This window comes from Rhizobium sophoriradicis (assembly GCF_025200795.1).
Lineage (GTDB): Bacteria > Pseudomonadota > Alphaproteobacteria > Rhizobiales > Rhizobiaceae > Rhizobium > Rhizobium sophoriradicis.
In genome coordinates, this window is the sequence record NZ_CP104152.1 from 3,505,617 (window position 1) to 3,521,835 (window position 16,219).

18 protein-coding genes and 1 tRNA gene are annotated in these 16,219 nt (G+C 61.6%); 10 read left to right on the forward strand and 9 right to left on the reverse strand.

Annotated features, from left to right (window positions below; translation table 11 throughout):
• Positions 1-183 precede the first annotated feature (183 nt).
• A complete protein-coding gene (locus N2597_RS17285; protein WP_077990666.1) occupies positions 184-1,236 on the forward strand; it encodes a threonine aldolase family protein in 1,053 nt (350 codons plus the stop codon).
• A 46-nt stretch (positions 1,237-1,282) separates the two neighbouring features.
• Here N2597_RS17285 and N2597_RS17290 read toward each other — a convergent pair whose 3' ends face one another.
• Entirely contained in the window at positions 1,283-2,137 is an 855-nt protein-coding gene (locus tag N2597_RS17290; RefSeq protein WP_077990667.1) for a LysR family transcriptional regulator, read from the reverse strand.
• Positions 2,138-2,231: 94 nt separating this feature from the next.
• On the opposite strand from N2597_RS17290, the gene N2597_RS17295 reads away from it, so the two are divergent.
• Positions 2,232-3,236, forward strand: coding sequence for a bile acid:sodium symporter family protein (locus tag N2597_RS17295; protein ID WP_183598230.1), 1,005 nt, complete (start codon positions 2,232-2,234; stop codon positions 3,234-3,236).
• Between the two features lie 74 nt (positions 3,237-3,310).
• Here the strand turns inward: N2597_RS17295 and N2597_RS17300 are convergent, their stop codons facing one another.
• Positions 3,311-3,781 (reverse strand): Hsp20 family protein, encoded by a 471-nt coding sequence (locus N2597_RS17300; RefSeq protein WP_096769926.1) that lies wholly within the window; start codon positions 3,779-3,781, stop codon positions 3,311-3,313.
• 423 nt (positions 3,782-4,204) lie between these two features.
• Here N2597_RS17300 and N2597_RS17305 point away from each other — a divergent pair, with 423 nt between their 5' ends.
• The gene (locus tag N2597_RS17305) at positions 4,205-5,179 is read left to right on the forward strand and encodes an alpha/beta fold hydrolase (protein WP_009997121.1); all 975 of its coding nucleotides are present in this window, start codon (positions 4,205-4,207) and stop codon (positions 5,177-5,179) included.
• A 50-nt stretch (positions 5,180-5,229) separates the two neighbouring features.
• On the opposite strand, the gene hisN is transcribed toward N2597_RS17305, so the two are convergent.
• Complete coding sequence (gene hisN / locus N2597_RS17310; protein WP_009997125.1) at positions 5,230-6,003, reverse strand: histidinol-phosphatase; 774 nt, start codon at positions 6,001-6,003, stop codon at positions 5,230-5,232.
• Positions 6,004-6,285: 282 nt separating this feature from the next.
• The gene (locus N2597_RS17315) at positions 6,286-7,167 is read right to left on the reverse strand and encodes an N-formylglutamate amidohydrolase (protein ID WP_009997126.1); all 882 of its coding nucleotides are present in this window, start codon (positions 7,165-7,167) and stop codon (positions 6,286-6,288) included.
• 189 nt (positions 7,168-7,356) lie between these two features.
• On the opposite strand from N2597_RS17315, the gene cpdR1 reads away from it, so the two are divergent.
• The 5 genes from cpdR1 (at position 7,357) to N2597_RS17340 (ending at position 10,823) form a co-directional block, all read left to right on the forward strand.
• Positions 7,357-7,719, forward strand: coding sequence for a response regulator CpdR1 (gene cpdR1 / locus N2597_RS17320; protein ID WP_003542883.1), 363 nt, complete (start codon positions 7,357-7,359; stop codon positions 7,717-7,719).
• 84 nt (positions 7,720-7,803) lie between these two features.
• Positions 7,804-7,878 (forward strand) — tRNA-Val (locus tag N2597_RS17325).
• A gap of 100 nt (positions 7,879-7,978) precedes the next feature.
• Positions 7,979-8,260: a hypothetical protein gene (locus N2597_RS17330; RefSeq protein ID WP_009997131.1), complete on the forward strand. Its 282-nt coding sequence runs from the start codon at positions 7,979-7,981 to the stop codon at positions 8,258-8,260.
• 651 nt (positions 8,261-8,911) lie between these two features.
• Positions 8,912-9,955 carry a porin gene (locus tag N2597_RS17335; RefSeq protein WP_183598228.1) on the forward strand — a complete coding sequence of 348 codons (1,044 nt, stop codon included), beginning with the start codon at positions 8,912-8,914 and terminating at the stop codon, positions 9,953-9,955.
• Positions 9,956-10,328: 373 nt separating this feature from the next.
• Complete coding sequence (locus N2597_RS17340; RefSeq protein ID WP_183598226.1) at positions 10,329-10,823, forward strand: hypothetical protein; 495 nt, start codon at positions 10,329-10,331, stop codon at positions 10,821-10,823.
• A gap of 6 nt (positions 10,824-10,829) precedes the next feature.
• On the opposite strand, the gene N2597_RS17345 is transcribed toward N2597_RS17340, so the two are convergent.
• Entirely contained in the window at positions 10,830-11,549 is a 720-nt protein-coding gene (locus N2597_RS17345) for a hypothetical protein (protein ID WP_106796006.1), read from the reverse strand.
• Between the two features lie 221 nt (positions 11,550-11,770).
• Between N2597_RS17345 and N2597_RS17350 the strand changes: the two genes are divergently transcribed.
• Entirely contained in the window at positions 11,771-12,283 is a 513-nt protein-coding gene (locus N2597_RS17350) for an MgtC/SapB family protein (RefSeq protein ID WP_038691273.1), read from the forward strand.
• Between the two features lie 57 nt (positions 12,284-12,340).
• Here N2597_RS17350 and N2597_RS17355 read toward each other — a convergent pair whose 3' ends face one another.
• Positions 12,341-12,520 (reverse strand): hypothetical protein, encoded by a 180-nt coding sequence (locus tag N2597_RS17355; protein ID WP_009983521.1) that lies wholly within the window; start codon positions 12,518-12,520, stop codon positions 12,341-12,343.
• A 46-nt stretch (positions 12,521-12,566) separates the two neighbouring features.
• A complete protein-coding gene (locus N2597_RS17360) occupies positions 12,567-12,785 on the reverse strand; it encodes a hypothetical protein (protein WP_009983518.1) in 219 nt (72 codons plus the stop codon).
• Positions 12,786-13,129: 344 nt separating this feature from the next.
• Here N2597_RS17360 and N2597_RS17365 point away from each other — a divergent pair, with 344 nt between their 5' ends.
• Complete coding sequence (locus N2597_RS17365; RefSeq protein ID WP_038691276.1) at positions 13,130-14,221, forward strand: DUF475 domain-containing protein; 1,092 nt, start codon at positions 13,130-13,132, stop codon at positions 14,219-14,221.
• A gap of 115 nt (positions 14,222-14,336) precedes the next feature.
• On the opposite strand, the gene N2597_RS17370 is transcribed toward N2597_RS17365, so the two are convergent.
• Together N2597_RS17370 and N2597_RS17375 are read right to left on the reverse strand one after the other, a co-directional pair.
• Positions 14,337-14,507 (reverse strand): hypothetical protein, encoded by a 171-nt coding sequence (locus N2597_RS17370; RefSeq protein ID WP_086156371.1) that lies wholly within the window; start codon positions 14,505-14,507, stop codon positions 14,337-14,339.
• A gap of 152 nt (positions 14,508-14,659) precedes the next feature.
• Complete coding sequence (locus tag N2597_RS17375) at positions 14,660-16,177, reverse strand: tripartite tricarboxylate transporter permease (RefSeq protein WP_077990673.1); 1,518 nt, start codon at positions 16,175-16,177, stop codon at positions 14,660-14,662.
• Positions 16,178-16,219 lie beyond the last annotated feature (42 nt).

A 16,219-nucleotide genomic window follows, 5' to 3' on the forward strand; every position in this document is an offset into this window, starting at 1 on the left:
CGTAAGATTACCAAATCAGTCGCAATCACGAAATAAAATTACGCTACTCCGGCTTATTTTATTTATTGATTGCGCCGGTCAATTTTCGTGATGGATTATGGGCAATAGCCTTGATCCCGTAAAGGATTGACGTAATGTCCGCTGCGACCCTCCCAATCTGTTTCACTCCCCACGGTCTCCGCTATGTTCTTTGCATCCGACAATTGGGCCGGCGCCCACAGATCCATTGCCGAACGCCTGCTGGCGGAATCGGCTGGTTTTGCCCCTGCCTATGGCGCTGGCGATCTCGACAAAAAAGTCGAGACCCGCTTCTGCGAGATCTTCGAACGTAAGGTTTCCGTCTTCTTCGTCGCCACTGGCACGGCCGCCAATTCCCTGTCGCTGGCAAGCGTCCAGCGCCCCGGCGGTATCACCTTCTGCCATTCCGAGGCCCATGTGATCGAGGATGAATGCGGCGCGCCGGAATTCTTCTCCGGCTCCGCCCGCCTCGTTGCCGTCGACGGCGAAGCCGGTAAGATCGATCCGGCGAAACTCTCCGCAAAAATCGCCAACTTTCCAGAGGACGCCCTCCGTCACGGCCGTGCCAGCGCCGTCACCATCACCCAGGCAACCGAGATCGGCACCGTCTATTCCCTGCCGGAGATCGGCGAAATCGCCGCCATATCACGAAAGCGCAACCTGCCGCTCCACATGGACGGCGCCCGCTTTGCCAATGCGTTGATTGCGCTCGGCGCCACCCCGGCCGAAATGACCTGGAAGCGCGGCGTCGACATGCTCTCCTTCGGCGGCACCAAAAACGGCTGCTGGTGCGCCGAGGCGATCGTCTTCTTCGATCCCGAACGGGCGCGCGAAATGCCCTTCATCCGCAAGCGCGCCGCGCAGCTCTTCTCCAAGTCGCGCTTCATCGCAGCCCAGTTCGACGCCTATTTCGAAAAGGGCCTCTGGCTCGACCTCGCCCGCCATTCCAACGGCATGGCCGATCGCTTGCGCGCCGGTATCGGCGCCAGCAACGCCGCACGGCTCGCCTGGCCGACCGCGTCAAACGAAGTCTTTGCCGTCATCAGCAAAAGTGCGGCGAAAACCGCCGAGGAAAAGGGTGCGAAATTCTATGAGTGGCCGGTGCCTGCGGCAACGCCCGAACTCGTCTCCGAAGGCGAAACCCTGATCCGCCTCGTCACCAGCTTTGCGACCACGGACGCGGATGTGGATGGTTTCCTGAAGTGCCTGGCCGCCTGATCGGTCGAGCCCGCCTGCCGGGCAGGCTCCGGGTGCCGACGGTGGCTCACGCCGACCTCAGCCCCCTCACCTTTTGCAGAATATCGTCCGAGAGTGCGGCGACCAGCGCCTGATCGGCGCCCTTGCGCGGCACAAGCACGAATTCCACGTCCTCCAGCGCCGGCAGTCTTCCCGCGGCGATCTCTTTCAGCCCCGATGGCGCCATGCTGCGCGGCTGCACCAGCACGCCCATCCCGGCCCGCGCCGCCGCCGTCAGCCCGCTGAGACTGCCGCAAGTACAGACGATCCGCCACGGTACGCCGTTGCGCCCGAGCGCTTCCAGGGCGATCGCCCGTGTCACGCTCGGCGGCGGGAAAGCAATCAACGGCAGTGGCCCGGCGGCCAGCAGCCGCTCAGGATCACGCGCCAGCCAGACGAGCGGCTCGCGATAGACGAGCTGTCCGCGTGAGTCACCGAGCCGGCGCTTGGCAAGCACCAGATCGATGTCGCCATTGTCCTGCATCTCGTAGAGGACGCCGGAGAGCGCCACGGTCAGCTCCAGGTCGACGGACGGGTGCGACCGAACGAAATCCTCCAGCGCCGCCGGCAACTGGCTGGTGACGAAATCCTCCGAGACGCCGAGCCGCAGGCTGCCGCGCAAGCTGTTGCTCTTAAACAGCGACTGCACCTGCCCCTCGATCGAAAGCATGGCGCGCGCATGCGTCAGCAGCGCTTCGCCGTCGCCTGTTAGCATGACCTTGTGTGTGTCGCGCGCCAGAAGTTTGCGACCGAGCGTCGCCTCCAGCCGCTGAATATGCTGACTGACCGTCGATTGCCCGAGACCCAGCCTGTCCGCGGCGAGCGTGAAACTGCCCATCTGTTCGACGGCGACGAAACTGCGCAACTGCGAAAGGTCCAGCATGACATCCGGATTCTTGATAACTGTTATTTCTTGCATCCTGGATCATAATGGATGACAGAACAATCACCAAACTTGTTTTTGCCGCGAGACCGCTATGCGCCGCTTTCTGCCCGATACATTCACCAGCCTGCTTGTCTGCACCGTCATCCTCGCCTCGCTGTTTCCGGCAAGCGGCACCTTCGCGGCTTATTTCGGCCTCGCCACCGATCTCGCCATCGCCGCCCTGTTCTTCCTGCACGGCGCCCGCCTCTCCCGCGATGTCGTCATCTCGGGCCTCCTGCACTGGCGCCTGCATCTCGTCATCCTGCTGACGACCTTCGGCATCTTCCCGCTGCTTGGCCTGGCGCTCGGCTTCATTCCGGACGCGATCCTGCCGCAGCCGCTCTATCTCGGCATCCTCTTCCTCTGCGTCCTGCCGTCGACGGTGCAGTCATCCATCGCCTTCACCTCGATGGCCGGCGGCAACGTGCCCGCCGCCATCTGCTCTGCCTCCGCCTCTAATATCTTCGGCATGTTTCTGACGCCGCTGCTCGTCGGCCTGCTCTTTTCCGTCGGCGGCCATGGCGGCTTCTCCCTCGACGCGCTTCAGCAGATCCTGCTGCAACTGCTTGCCCCCTTCATCGTCGGCCAGATCCTGCAGCCCTGGATCGGCGACTGGATTCGCGCAAAGAAGAAAATCCTGATGCCCGTCGACCGCGGCTCGATCCTGATGGTCGTCTATCTCGCCTTCTCGACGGCCGTCGTCGAGGGCCTCTGGCATACCTTCTCGCTCGCCGATATCGCCGTCGTCATCCTTGCCGACATCGTGCTCCTGGCGCTCGTGCTCGTTTTGACGATGTTCGGCAGCCGCTGGCTGGGCTTCAACAAGGCCGACGAGATCACCATCACCTTCTGCGGCTCCAAGAAAAGTCTCGCAAGCGGCGTGCCGATGGCAAACGTCATTTTTGCCGGCCAGTCGATCGGCGCGATCGTGCTTCCGCTGATGCTCTTCCACCAGATCCAGCTGATGGTCTGCGCCGTCATCGCTCAGAAATACGCCGCCGCCGCGGCCCGCCGCGCAACGGAACAGCAGATCAAGGATGCCGCCAGCCCCGCCTGAACAGCAACAAGCGAACGGCAATAAAAAACGGCGCCCCAAGCGGAGCGCCGTCCTTTATCCACGTGGGATAATGATCAGTTGTTGACGACCTGCGCCTCGATGGCCTTCGGAGCCTCGACCGGCTCTGCGGCAATCGCGATCCTGCGGGGCTTCATGGCCTCGGGAATGTTGCGCAGAAGGTCGATGTGAAGCAGGCCGTTCTTCAGCGAAGCGGCGGTCACCTCGACATGGTCGGCGAGCTGGAAGCGGCGCTCGAAGGCGCGCTTGGCAATGCCGCGATAGAGGAATTCGCCGCTTTCGGCGGTATCCTCGTTCTTTTCACCCTTCACGGACAGCACATGGGCATGGGCTTCGATTGAAAGTTCGGTCTCGTCGAAACCGGCAACAGCCATGGTGATGCGATAGGTGTTTTCACCGGTGCGCTCGATATTATAGGGCGGATAGGTCTGCGCCTGCTCCGGCTGAGCGAGGCTGTCGAGCATGGTGAACAGCCGGTCGAAACCGACCGTCGAACGATAAAGGGGAGAGAAGTCTACGTGACGCATGATGTCCTCCTGTGGAAGCGACGTGTTGCGATAAATGTCCCTGAAACCCCATGTTCGGCGGCCCCGGAACGGTTGCGCGGGCCCTTCTTGGCACCCGCAGCAAGGAGATGGTGATGGGATTTGCGAAGTTCAAGACCGTTTCGAACTCGCCCTGAACGGCCCGTGAACCCTGCATGAACGGCCGGTTCGGAACGCATTCAGACGCATGCGCCTAGAAATAGCAGCGTCGGGTAAAATCTGGTCCCGGCGGCTGAAGTGCATCGTCCCTTCTTCTTCAGCCTCAACTTAGGCCGGCTGCGGGCACCCTCATGCTCCTGCCGGCCCTTTTCTCCCGCCGCTTTGCGGACGCCGCCGCTTTCCAAGGCGGGAGCCATGCGTTATCCCTGATAGCGAAGCAGTCAGCAGCGGCGCATTGGCAAAGTCATGGATCAGGTTCTCTATTCGACGCCCGACAATCCCGCCCCGGAAAACCGCACGGAAGGGTATTTTGAAACCCATGACGGCCACCGGCTGCGTTACGCCGTCTTTCGCTCCGGCGCCCAGGTCGCCAGGGGCACGGTGGTCATTCTCCATGGCCGCAATGAATATATCGAAAAGTACTTCGAGACCATCCGCGACCTGACGGCGAAAGGCCTCTGGGTCGCGACCTTCGATCTGCGCGGCCAGGGCGGTTCGCCGCGGCTGATGAAACGCCGTAATCACGGTCACATCCGCCGCTTTGTCGATTACGAGCACGATCTCGACACCTTCCTCGAAAAGGTGGTGCTGCCGGATACGCGCCTGCCTTTCTACCTGCTCGGCCATTCCACCGGTGGGCTGATCGCGCTGTCGGCCGCCCCTTATCTGACGACCCGCATCGACCGCATGGTGCTGTCGGCTCCCTTCATCGGGCTGACCGGCCAGGCGGCCTCGCCCCGTGCCATCCGTGCCCTTGCAGGCACGCTGACCGCTCTCGGCCTTGGTTTCCTGCCGTTGACCTCGAAATTGAAGGAGCCGGACTTCAGCCACAACCCGCTGACCTCGGACGAACAGCGTTTCGACCGCAATGCCGCGATGATGACGGCGCATCCGGAGCTGACGCTCGGTCCGCCGACAGCCCGTTGGCTCAGCGAGGCGTTCCGGACCATAGATCGGGTCACCTCGCCCAACCATCTCTTTTCGATCACCATCCCGACCATCGTCATCGCCCCGACCCGTGACGGCGTCGTGCCCTATACGGCGCAGGAGCGGCTCTCGCGTTATTTCCGCGCCGGTCAGCTGGTGCCGATCAACGGCGCCCGCCACGAGATCTTCCAGGAACGGGATATCTACCGCGCCGCCGCGCTCGCCGCCTTCCACGCCTTCATTCCTGGCAGCGATGCCGAGGAAAACCAGGATGTCGCAGCCCTCGGCACGTGAGGCCGGATCAGTGGGGCTGACCGGGGGATTGGCCCGGTCAATCCTCGGGATCAGCGTTGCAGCACGGCGACTGCCTGCTCGTAGACCGCCCGGCTGCCGGCGGCGATGATCGAGCCGCCATTTTCCGGCCGGCCGCCGTCCCAGGTGGTGATGATGCCGCCCGCCCCCTCGATGACGGGAATGATGCCGCCGACATCATAGGGCTTCAGGCCGTTCTCGATGACGAGATCGATATGGCCGGCAGCAAGCAGCGCATAGGCATAGCAGTCGCAGCCGTAACGGAAGAGCCGCACCTGGCTCTCGATCTCCCGGTATTTCTCCATCTCCGCGCCGGCGAAGAGATGCGGCGAGGTGGTGAACAGGATGGCGTCCGAAAGCCTGTCGCACTGGCGCGTCACCAGCCGCCGCTCGCCCTCGGGCCCGCTATAGATCGAGCCGTTTTCGTCGGCGAAATAACGCTCGCCGGTAAAGGGTTGTTCGATCATGCCCATGATCGCCCGGCCCTCCTTCTGCAGGCCGATCAGCGTTCCCCACACCGGCACGCCCGCTATGAAGGCGCGGGTTCCGTCGATCGGATCGATTACCCAGACATAGTCACGGTCGAGCCCGACATTGCCGTGCTCCTCGCCGAGAATGCCGTGATCGGGGAAATTCTCCTCGATCAGCGCTCGGATGGCGAGCTCGGCAGCCCGGTCGCCTTCCGTCACCGGATCGAACCCCGAGGAAAGCTTGTTGGTGACATCAAGGCCGGAGCGGAAGCGCGGCAGCGTCTCGGCGCGGGCGGCCTCCGCCAGACGATTGAAGAACGAACGGTCAGGAAGCATGGTGGCACCATTTGGCTGGCGGGAACGGGGTTTCATAGCGAAACGTGACGGGAATGCAAACGCAGAGGGCAATTTCGGACGAATTGCCCAAAGATATCGCAGCGCAATATATTGCTTGACATTTGTGCAATGCAATAGTAGCGTCGTCGGTACAGTCTTCTGACTGTAAATACCCTCCTTGGGTGTTTCCTCCCTAGACTTAGCCGCGCTGACCAGCGCGGTTCTTTTTTGGCCGTTACGAAAGACGACGGCCACACGAATATCGCCAAATTGAAAAGAAGATTATTCGGCGGCCAGCGCCCGGTCGCCGGCGAACTTTTCGACGTAATCGGCCATCTGCTGCATGAAGGCCGTCACGGCCTCGGCCACCGCGGCAAAATCCTCGCGCTTCTCCAGCGTCACCTCGTCGACATAGATCGCCCGGTTCACCTCGATCTGCAATGCATGCAGGCCGCGCGCGGGGCGGCCGTAATGTTCGGTGATGAAACCGCCGGCATAGGGCTTGTTGCGGATCGCCGCGAAGCCCATTTCCTCGAGGATGGCGATGGCGGCGCGCGAAAGTTCTGCCGAAGCGCTGGTGCCGTAGCGATCGCCGATGATAAAATCGGGCCGCCCGGTGCAGCCGGCGACGCGCACATTGCCGGGCATCGAATGGCAATCAATCAGCACGCCGAAGCCGAACTGTACATGGGTGCGCGCAATCAGCCGGCGCAGCGCCGCATGGTAAGGCTTGTAGACCGCTTCGACCCGATCCAGCCCCTCCTGCACCGGCAGGCGCCGCGCATAGATCTCCATGTTCTCGGCGACGATGCGCGGAATGGTGCCGAGTCCGCCGGCGACCCTCAGCGAGTTGACATTGGCATAGGGCGGCAGCAGCCCGTCGAACATCCTGGGATCGAGCTCGTAAGGCTCGCGGTTGACGTCGAGATAGGCGCGCGGAAAGTTGGCGGCGAGAAGCGGTGCGCCGAGGGTGACGGCCGAACCGAAGAGCTCATCGACATAGTGATCCTCGGAACGGCGGATGGCGATGCCTTCGAGCCTCGACTGGGCGATGAATTCCGGTGGATAAATGCGGCCGCTATGGGGGGAGTTGTAGACGAAGGGAATGGTCTGCGACACGGGCTCATGGACTTCAAAAAGCTCGTATTCGCGGATTTCCGGCACTTTCTGCCCTCTTTACCATGTCATGAACTGACTGCTTCGGCCATGTTGCCAGTTGCCCGGCCTCAAGTCCATACTATGTAGAAGGGATGGCAATCACGCACAGGCAATTCACCGGTTGTTTACCGGGCAAAGACTAGTGTAAACGGCTGGCAGCCCCACCCAAAACCTATTGATCAGCGGTCTGGATTGATGACTCAGAAGATACTTCTCGCCGAAGACGATAACGACATGCGCCGCTTCCTGGTGAAAGCGCTGGAAAAGGCCGGTTACAAGGTCCTTTCTTATGATAACGGCGCCAGCGCCTACGACCGGCTGCGCGAGGAACCGTTTTCCCTGCTGCTGACCGATATCGTCATGCCCGAGATGGACGGCATCGAACTGGCGCGCCGCGCCACCGAACTCGATCCCGACCTCAAGGTGATGTTCATTACCGGTTTTGCCGCCGTGGCGCTGAACCCTGATTCGAAGGCGCCGAAGGATGCCAAGGTCCTTTCCAAGCCCTTCCACCTGCGCGACCTCGTCGACGAGGTCAACAAAATGCTTGCCGCGTAAGGCTTGCCGGGCGGCGCGTCACAAAACTGAAAAAAGCCTATTGACGGCTCCGAATGTTTTGTGATCTATGCGCCGCCATCGGATGGGCGTGTAGCTCAGCGGGAGAGCACTACGTTGACATCGTAGGGGTCACAGGTTCAATCCCTGTCACGCCCACCATCCAGATTGCTTGATCTAGAAGGCCTTTCGAGAAATCGAGAGGCCTTTTTACATCGCCGCTCGCGGGTGTGATCCACCTGCACCAGTAGGAGTTCTAGACTTGGCCCAGGTCATCAAACGACGCAAAACTCTTGTGGTTTCCAACGACAAGATTTCCCTCGCAAAAGGTATCAGCCTTCCTGAGGGACGCTACCCCGTCACTGCCGAGTACGTCGTCTCCCATATGCGCGGCAGACCGGTCGAGCAGGCCGGCCGGATCATGCTTCACCTGACGCGTCAGAACCTCCTGGACTACGGTGTCGATCTGACCGGCAGCGCGATGTTGGGCAGTGATATCGATGTGAGCGGCAATGTCGCCCGCAAGGAAGCCACCCTGGAGTGAATTCTTGGGGCACAGGTGTTCGTCACGGCGTCAAGGCAGCAATTCAAGCCGAGAACACCCCCAATTACGTCGCAGCACCATGCGAATACCTGACCTTCCAGCGCACGGCGGTTCGCCGGCGCAGACAGCGTTGGGAGATCTCTCGCCCGGCAGCCGCCGCCCTTGTTTCCCCGTCCTCGCCTTGCCGGCCTTTGCCGCGCCTGAGACACTTCCCGGCACCGCTGGCGTCATTACGCTTTCCGGCAAGCGCGCCAAACTGGTCGTCGCCACTCCTCTCTCCCCGGCAGCTTATTAGCCATCCCCGGATTCGCACAGATTGCGGTTATGGCGTGTGCGCATATGAGGACATGCTTACGCGAGCACGAATTGCATATTGTTTTCGTGGCTCAGCCCACCGTTGTTCACGGCAAGATTTGCGACAGACACGTGACAGATTCGTGACAAAATACGTGTTATTTCAGCAACATAGCTGCGCCAGCCTGCTGTCATGAACAACATCCTTATTGCGACGCAACATCCGCTATGTAACGTCCGCGGCGAGGCAGGCACCTGGTCAAAAAGGCGCCGCTTCGCTCACACGGGGTGAAGATCCGTAGGGACTGCCGATGGCAACGGTCTTCATCCCCTCGCATCTGAACTGGAGGTTATTCCATGAACATCAAGAGCCTTCTTCTCGGCTCCGCTGCTGCTCTCGCAGCAGTATCCGGCGCTCAGGCGGCTGACGCTATCGTTGCTGCCGAGCCGGAACCGGTTGAATACGTCCGCGTCTGCGACGCTTACGGCACCGGCTATTTCTACATCCCCGGCACCGAAACCTGCCTCAAGATCAACGGTTATGTCCGTTTCCAGGTTGACGTTGCTCCGAACGCCAGCTCGATCGGCGCCGGCGGCGGCGGTTCCGTTGCCAACGACTCGGACTGGGATGCCCGTACGCGCGGCCAGGTTCAGTTCACGGCCAAGAGCGACACCGAATATGGTCCGCTGACCGGCGTTATCGTCATGCAGTTCAATGCTGACAACGCTTCGGCCCAGAAGGCCCAGCTCGACTCCGCTTACCTCGACATCGCTGGCTTCCGCGCTGGTCTGTTCTACAGCTGGTGGGACGACGGCCTCTCGGGTGAAACCGACGATATCGGCTCGCCGGTCACGCTGCATAACTCCATCCGTTATCAGTACGAAACCGACGGATTCTACGCTGGCATCAGCGTTGACGAGCTGGAAGACAGCCCGTTCTACAACGGCGAAACCGCCAACAACTTCGGCGTAGCCGTCGGTCTCGGCGGCAAGGCTGCTATCTTCAGCTACCAGATCACTGCCGGTTACGACACCGACAACGAAGAAGGCGCCGTCCGCGCTATGGGTACGGTTGCCGTCGGTCCGGGTACGCTCGGCCTCGCAGTCGTCTACGCATCCAACCCGAACGCCTACTACAACAAGGCTGAATGGGCGATCGCTGCCGAATACGCCATCAAGGCAACTGACAAGCTGAAGATCACCCCGGCTGTTCAGTACTACGACAACTACGGCATCACCGCTGGCGAGTTCAACGATGACGTCAACGCCTGGAAGGCCGGCGTAACGATCGACTACCAGATCGTCGAAAACTTCTCGGCCAAGGTTTCGGTTCAGTACCTCGATCCGGACAATGCCAGCGACGTCACCTCGGGCTACTTCCGCCTGCAGCGCGCGTTCTAATGAAAAGGGCTGCCGGCTCGTCCGGCAGCCGCAAATTCCTGATCCGACTGACCTCCGATCGGGAAAGAATGGGTCTGGACTTCCCTGCCTGGACCCATTCCCCCCGATCAGACAGTGCATTCAAGACGGCAGGCGCTCGATGAGTGCCTTGCCACCGTCATATCATGCCGGCCTGTTGTCGATAACTGGCAGCTGCGCCATTGCCGAGCCTTCCGGCCAGCAAGTTCAACGGGCTTGTTCAAGATCGCCCGCAGCCGGTGATAATCTTGTTAAGCGGGAATGGCGGAACCAAATTCGGACACAGAACCATGCCATGGCGAATCGAGGATGAGGCAGTGATTCGCCTCGCCAGCACATGGGGTTTGAAATCGAAATGAACTTATCCGCGCTTGCCGCCGCCGCATTTTTGTCCGCTGCCTTTGCATTGCCGGCGACCGCCGCGCCGGCCTCTCCCGCCGAAACTTTTCCCGGCGCTCCCGGCGTCATTACGCTTTCCGGCAAATGCGCCAAGCTTGTCGTCGCCAAGTTCGACGCCACCAAGGGCTGCAAGAACGAGCTTGCCAGCGTTACGCTGGCCAACGGCTTGGTGACGTTCATCTTCACGTCGGATGGCAAGGCGCTCGGCTTCCAGGGCGATGGCGCCGGGATCAAGCCCGCGTCCAATGGCAATGCCCGCCTCCCGCTCAGCCTGGTCACGACAGGCGTCGGCAACAAGATGACCGGTCAGGTCAAGGTCGCCGGATTCTGCACTTTCGGCAATCCCTATGCCGGCAAGCCGATCGCGATCGAATGCACCGCCGAAAGCAAGGATTCCTCCTTCACCGGCAGCTTCCGTACCGGCGGCAAACTGGTGAAAAAGGGCAAGTAGCTTCCGTCAGGCGGCGCACCAGGCGCCGCCGGCAGCCCCTGGCTTGTGCGCCAGTCCCTCATTGATCAGTTGCACGCCGAAAGAGCGCCCGTCACGCGAGACCACGCGCGGCGCGCCTGCAGGGTCGGTCTTTCCAGCCGCATTCATGGTGAAGGGTCCGGCGTTCAGCAGCGACAGCAGACGCAACTTGGCGGCAAAGGCCACCCGGCGTTCGTCATCGCAGCGCGCCCGGTCGGCCACCGGGCTTTCCATGTCGGCAATGACGATCTTTTCGCCCTTGTACCAGAAGACACCGCCGTCGCCGACGCAATTGATGTGGGCCCCCTGCCCGCAATAGCCGAAGGCGCCCGTACCGGTTTGCGGGGTCGCGGGAGAAGAAGCAGACGGCGTCGCCTTTACCGGCTGAGCCGTCGGCGTGGGAATGGCCGCCGGTGGCAATGGTTGCGCGGGCGGCGTCACTTTCGGCGCCGGCGCGGCAAGCGCCACCTGCTTCGGTGGCGCATCCCTCCTGATTGCGGGCTTCGTCTCCGCGCTCTCCCGCATCGCCACAGCCGGCTGTTTGCTCAGCATCGGCTTGATACTCTTCCAATTGTCATAGGCGGCGATGCCTGCGAATGCGGCAACGCCGATCACCATCCACGGCAGCAGTCCGCCACCGCCGCTGCGCGCCTTGCTCTTTCCTCTCGCCGGCGCCTTGCGGCGGCCGCGTGTCGCTGTCTTGGCCATCTGTCCGAATCCCGTGAGGCCGGGATTATCGCCGCCCAATCCTTTCCGAAAGGTTGGCGCGACAGAAGGATAATGTATCCTCCACCGATCCTTCCCTCCGGCGGCCAGGCTCGATCATGAATGTGGGCGCAGAAGTCGAAACGCGTGGCCGGCAAAAGCCGAACAAATCCCGCGCTACGACGTTAGCCAGCGAAGAATCCGATACCCCTGAAGGAATTTCCATGGATCTTATTATCGCCGATATGATACCGGCATCGCGCATCCACTATCCCGTTATCTTCGCCCGCCTGCTCGGCGCCATCGTCTTTGGCGGGCTCATCGGTTTCGAACGTGAGGCGCGCGATCGCCCTGCCGGCTTCCGTACGCATATTCTGATCAGCCTTGCCGCTGCCCTCTTCGCCATAATTTCCATCGAGGCCGTGCATATGCCGGGCTTCGCCGATGGCCAGCAGGTCCGCATCGATCCGCTGCGCGTCATCGAAGCCGTGACCGCAGGCGTCGCCTTCCTGGCCGCGGGGATGATCGTCTTTGCCAGGGGTCGCATCCATGGACTGACGACGGGCGCGGGCATGTGGCTCTCCGGCGCGATCGGCCTCGCCATGGGCTTCGGCTATTGGCCGGTTGCCTTCTTCACGACGCTTGCTGCAATTTGCGTTCTCTTCGCCTTCGGCAAGCTCGAGCAGTGGCTCGGCTATAATTCCGGGCAACGTGTCGACCGGGATGAGAGGCGATAGACAAGCAAAACGCCCGGCTTCATGCCGGGCGCCCATGCTGAGATTATTGTCTGCTGCCTACTCGGATCGTGCGGCCGAAGCATCGCCTTTCCCAACCGATGCCGGGTGATTGCCGGATGTGCCGAACGGTCGCTGGCGCTTGCCGATATCGATGCGTTCGTCGGCCGCTTCACGAACGGCCTTCCATTCATTTTCGTGCCGGATGAAGATATCGCGGGGCACAAAGTTCACAGTCATATGCTTCTTATCCTCTTTCGATTTGCCGGAGTGCCAAAGGGCAGCTTCATTTTTTGCTTTTGATGTCGGGGCCGCCCTTGGAGAGGTCGGCACCGGTCACATGGGCCGGCACATGAATGTCGTGGATGACGCCGGGCGTCAGGGTCAGGTCGACATGATGCGGCGGCAGCACCTGCGCTTTCTGCATGCGGTTCGGCCGTGCCCGCTTCATGCGGTCGGACGCTTCCGTGCGTTTGTCAGGAACATGGGTCGAGGTGTGCATCATCGGCCTCCTTCAAGCTCAACCGAAGTCTAACGGGCGGGGGGCCGGATGGTTCCCTAAAAAATGCCGATTTCTGTGTCGCGATTGGGCTTGACTGGTATGGGAAGTTCATTACCTAGGGCATATCCGCAGCCTCCCAGACATCGGCTGCGGGGAACATTGGTGCCGGGCCCCTCTGGCGAGAGTTTTTACGGCGCTCTCGTGATGTCGGTACCGCCTGCAGCTCAGCCGGCGGATTTTTCATCGATGAAAAAGCTCACCATGCCTTATCCGCATGCCTATTGTGGCGTGCTTCGTTTTTCCCTCTTCACCCTTCCCAGCAAGATTTGCGGCCGCGAGGTGCGGCCATGAATCAGATCGGGACCGATAAATCCTCGCTCAGCTATTTTCGCTGGGCGTTCATCGTCACTGCCCTAGGTCTCGTTCTCGGCGCCGTGCTCGGATGGCAGACAACAGGCACGATCGGCGGCATGGCGACCGTCTTCTTCATCTGTGCCGTGCTTGCGGTGCTGGAGATTTCACTCTCCTTCGACAATGCCATCGTCAATGCCAACAAGCTGAAGGAGATGACGCCGGTCTGGCAGCACCGATTCCTTACCTGGGGCATCATCATTGCCGTCTTCGGCATGCGCATCGTCTTTCCGCTGGCGATCGTCGCCATCGCGGCGCGGATCGGCCCCTGGGACGCGCTGGTGCTGGCTGCCCGCGAACCCGCTGAATATGCCCGCATCATGAACGATGCGCATCTGCCGATCGCAGCCTTCGGCGGCACCTTCCTGATGATGGTCGGCCTCAGCTATTTCTTCGACCACGAGAAGAAGATCCATTGGCTTCGCGGCCTGGAAAAGGTGATGGCGCGCTCGGCCACCATCAGGGGCATTGAAATCGCCTTCGTGCTGGCGCTGATGCTTGTGTTCTCCTGGCTGATCGGCGGCGAGGAAGCCAGCGTCTTCGTCCATTGCGCCATTTACGGCCTGCTCACCTTCCTCGCGGTCGAGGTCGTCGGCGAACTGCTCGATGCGTCGCAGCAGACGATGAGCGCTGCCGCCAAGGGCGGCCTCGGTGCCTTCATCTATCTGGAGGTGCTGGATGCCAGCTTCTCCTTCGACGGGGTCATCGGCGCCTTCGCTTTGACGCAGAACCTGTTTGTCATCGCCATCGGCCTCGGCATCGGCGCCATGTATGTGCGCTCGATGACGATCATGCTGGTGGAAAAGGGAACGCTTGCCGAATACCGCTACCTCGAACATGGCGCCTTCTACGCCATCCTGATCCTCTCGGTGATCATGTATGCGCAGACCCTGGTGCATATTCCCGAGGTAATCACCGGCCTCGGCGGCGCGGTCCTGATCGGCCTGTCGCTCTGGTCGTCCATCCGCCACAACAGGCGCGTACGGGTGGAAGATCACGCCAGTAACCGAGAAGAACTGCACGCCTGACGCGGCATTTGATTGAGGTCGCAACGCGCTTCAGCGTTGCGGCTGTCAGTCGGACAAAATAAAGCCCGCTACCAACCGGTTGCGGGCTGTTTCATTCGTGCATGCCGTGCAAGGCTTAACGGATGACCTGACCGAAGGAGGCCGGGTCGATGCCAAGATCCTGAAGGTCACGGGCGCGCGGACGGCGACCGGCTTCGACAGCGGCACTGACGGCATTTGCGGCGCTCAGCGTAGCAAATGCCCGGCCCAGAAAGCCGGCACGGATTGAATTACGGATGGCGGACATTGTCCTTTTCCTCTTTCTCTATGATTGACCACTGATAGATGGCAGCGCACGGACCGATCCACAATGCACGTAAAATCACCTCAGCTATGCAAAAAGAAGAGGCCGGCGCATGTCTCCATGGCCGGCCTTGAGGCAGGGGTAAGTTTGTCTTTTTAGTCTTCGTTTGCGGCCAGCTGCGCAAGCACCTGTCCCCGGCCGCGCAGCCGCAGGATCAGCGGGATGAGGAAGGCGGCTGCGGCGACAACGAGCAGACCGGCTGCGATCGGCGACATGACGAGGGTCGTGACGTCGCCCTGGCTGATCGCCAGTGCCCGGCGCAACTGTTGTTCGGCCAGCGGCCCGAGGATCAGGCCGACGACCGTCGGCGCAATCGGATAGCCGAAGAGCCGCATCACGTAGCCGAGCAGGCCGAAAGCCAGCAGCATGCCGAGTTCGAACACCGACGGGTTGGCGCCGATCGTCCCGAGCGTCGCAAACAGCAAGATGCCCGCATAGAGCCACGGCTTTGGAATGGTCAGCAGCCGCACCCAGAGGCCGATCAGCGGCAGGTTCAAGACCAGGAGCATGGCATTGGCGATGAGCAGGCTGGCGATCAGGCCCCAGACGAGCTGCGGGTTGGTGGCAAACAACAATGGCCCGGGCTGCAGGCCGTATTGCTGGAAGCCGGCCAGCATGATCGCCGCCGTCGCCGTCGTCGGCAGACCGAGCGTCAGCAGCGGCACCAGCGTCCCGGCCGCAGATGCGTTGTTCGCTGCCTCCGGACCGGCCACGCCTTCGATCGCGCCATGGCCGAACTCCTCGGGGTTCTTCGCCAGCCGTTTTTCCGTCGCATAGGACAGGAAGGTGCCGATTTCGGCACCGCCCGCCGGCATGGCGCCGATCGGAAAGCCGATCGCCGCGCCGCGCAGCCAGGCTTTCCACGAGCGCGCCCAGTCCTGCGCGTTCATCCACAGAGAGCCCCTCACGGCCTCGACCTTGTCCGCAAGGCGGTTGCCCTGCGCGGCGATATAAAGCGTCTCGCCGATCGCGAACATCGCCACCGCGAGCGTCGTCACCTCGATACCGTCAAGCAGATCTGGTATGCCGAAGGAAAGCCGCGCCTGCCCTGTCTGCTGGTCGATGCCGACCATGGCGAGCGCAAAGCCGATGAACAGCGAGGTCAGCCCCCGCAGTGCCGAATCGCCGAAAGCCGAGGAGACGGTGACGAAGGCGAGCACCATCAGTGCGAAATATTCACGCGGCCCGAAGACCAGCGCCAGCTTGACGATATAGGGCGCGATGAAGGCGAGCCCGAGTGTGGCGAGCAACCCGGCGACGAAGGAGCCGATCGCCGCTGTCGCCAGCGCCGGCCCGCCGCGCCCGGCGCGCGCCATCTTATTGCCCTCGAGCGCGGTGACGATCGAGGCGCTTTCTCCCGGTGTATTCAAGAGGATCGAGGTGGTCGAGCCGCCATACATGCCGCCGTAATAAATGCCGGCGAACATGATCAGCGAACCGCCGGGGTCGAGCTTATAGGTGGCGGGCAGCAGCAGCGCCACGGTGAGTGCGGGTCCGATGCCGGGCAGCACGCCGACGGCAGTGCCGAGCGTCACGCCGACCAGCGCATAAACCAGGTTCATCGGCTGCATCGCAACCATGATCCCCTGCCATAGGAATTCGAATGTGCTCATCTTGATATCCCAAGCGCGTTCCCGGCCGTGCGTTACGCGATC

Excerpts from the sequence above, each read along its gene's own strand:
- N2597_RS17285 (WP_077990666.1), top strand. The coding sequence starts at position 184 with ATGTTCTTTGCATCCGACAATTGGGCCGGCGCCCACAGATCCATTGCC.
- N2597_RS17290 (WP_077990667.1), bottom strand. The coding sequence starts at position 2,137 with ATGCTGGACCTTTCGCAGTTGCGCAGTTTCGTCGCCGTCGAACAGATG.
- N2597_RS17295 (WP_183598230.1), top strand. The coding sequence starts at position 2,232 with ATGCGCCGCTTTCTGCCCGATACATTCACCAGCCTGCTTGTCTGCACC.
- N2597_RS17300 (WP_096769926.1), bottom strand. The coding sequence starts at position 3,781 with ATGCGTCACGTAGACTTCTCTCCCCTTTATCGTTCGACGGTCGGTTTC.
- N2597_RS17305 (WP_009997121.1), top strand. The coding sequence starts at position 4,205 with ATGGATCAGGTTCTCTATTCGACGCCCGACAATCCCGCCCCGGAAAAC.
- hisN (WP_009997125.1), bottom strand. The coding sequence starts at position 6,003 with ATGCTTCCTGACCGTTCGTTCTTCAATCGTCTGGCGGAGGCCGCCCGC.
- cpdR1 (WP_003542883.1), top strand. The coding sequence starts at position 7,357 with ATGACTCAGAAGATACTTCTCGCCGAAGACGATAACGACATGCGCCGC.
- N2597_RS17335 (WP_183598228.1), top strand. The coding sequence starts at position 8,912 with ATGAACATCAAGAGCCTTCTTCTCGGCTCCGCTGCTGCTCTCGCAGCA.
- N2597_RS17340 (WP_183598226.1), top strand. The coding sequence starts at position 10,329 with ATGAACTTATCCGCGCTTGCCGCCGCCGCATTTTTGTCCGCTGCCTTT.
- N2597_RS17345 (WP_106796006.1), bottom strand. The coding sequence starts at position 11,549 with ATGGCCAAGACAGCGACACGCGGCCGCCGCAAGGCGCCGGCGAGAGGA.
- N2597_RS17350 (WP_038691273.1), top strand. The coding sequence starts at position 11,771 with ATGGATCTTATTATCGCCGATATGATACCGGCATCGCGCATCCACTAT.
- N2597_RS17355 (WP_009983521.1), bottom strand. The coding sequence starts at position 12,520 with ATGACTGTGAACTTTGTGCCCCGCGATATCTTCATCCGGCACGAAAAT.
- N2597_RS17360 (WP_009983518.1), bottom strand. The coding sequence starts at position 12,785 with ATGATGCACACCTCGACCCATGTTCCTGACAAACGCACGGAAGCGTCC.
- N2597_RS17365 (WP_038691276.1), top strand. The coding sequence starts at position 13,130 with ATGAATCAGATCGGGACCGATAAATCCTCGCTCAGCTATTTTCGCTGG.
- N2597_RS17370 (WP_086156371.1), bottom strand. The coding sequence starts at position 14,507 with ATGTCCGCCATCCGTAATTCAATCCGTGCCGGCTTTCTGGGCCGGGCA.
- N2597_RS17375 (WP_077990673.1), bottom strand. The coding sequence starts at position 16,177 with ATGAGCACATTCGAATTCCTATGGCAGGGGATCATGGTTGCGATGCAG.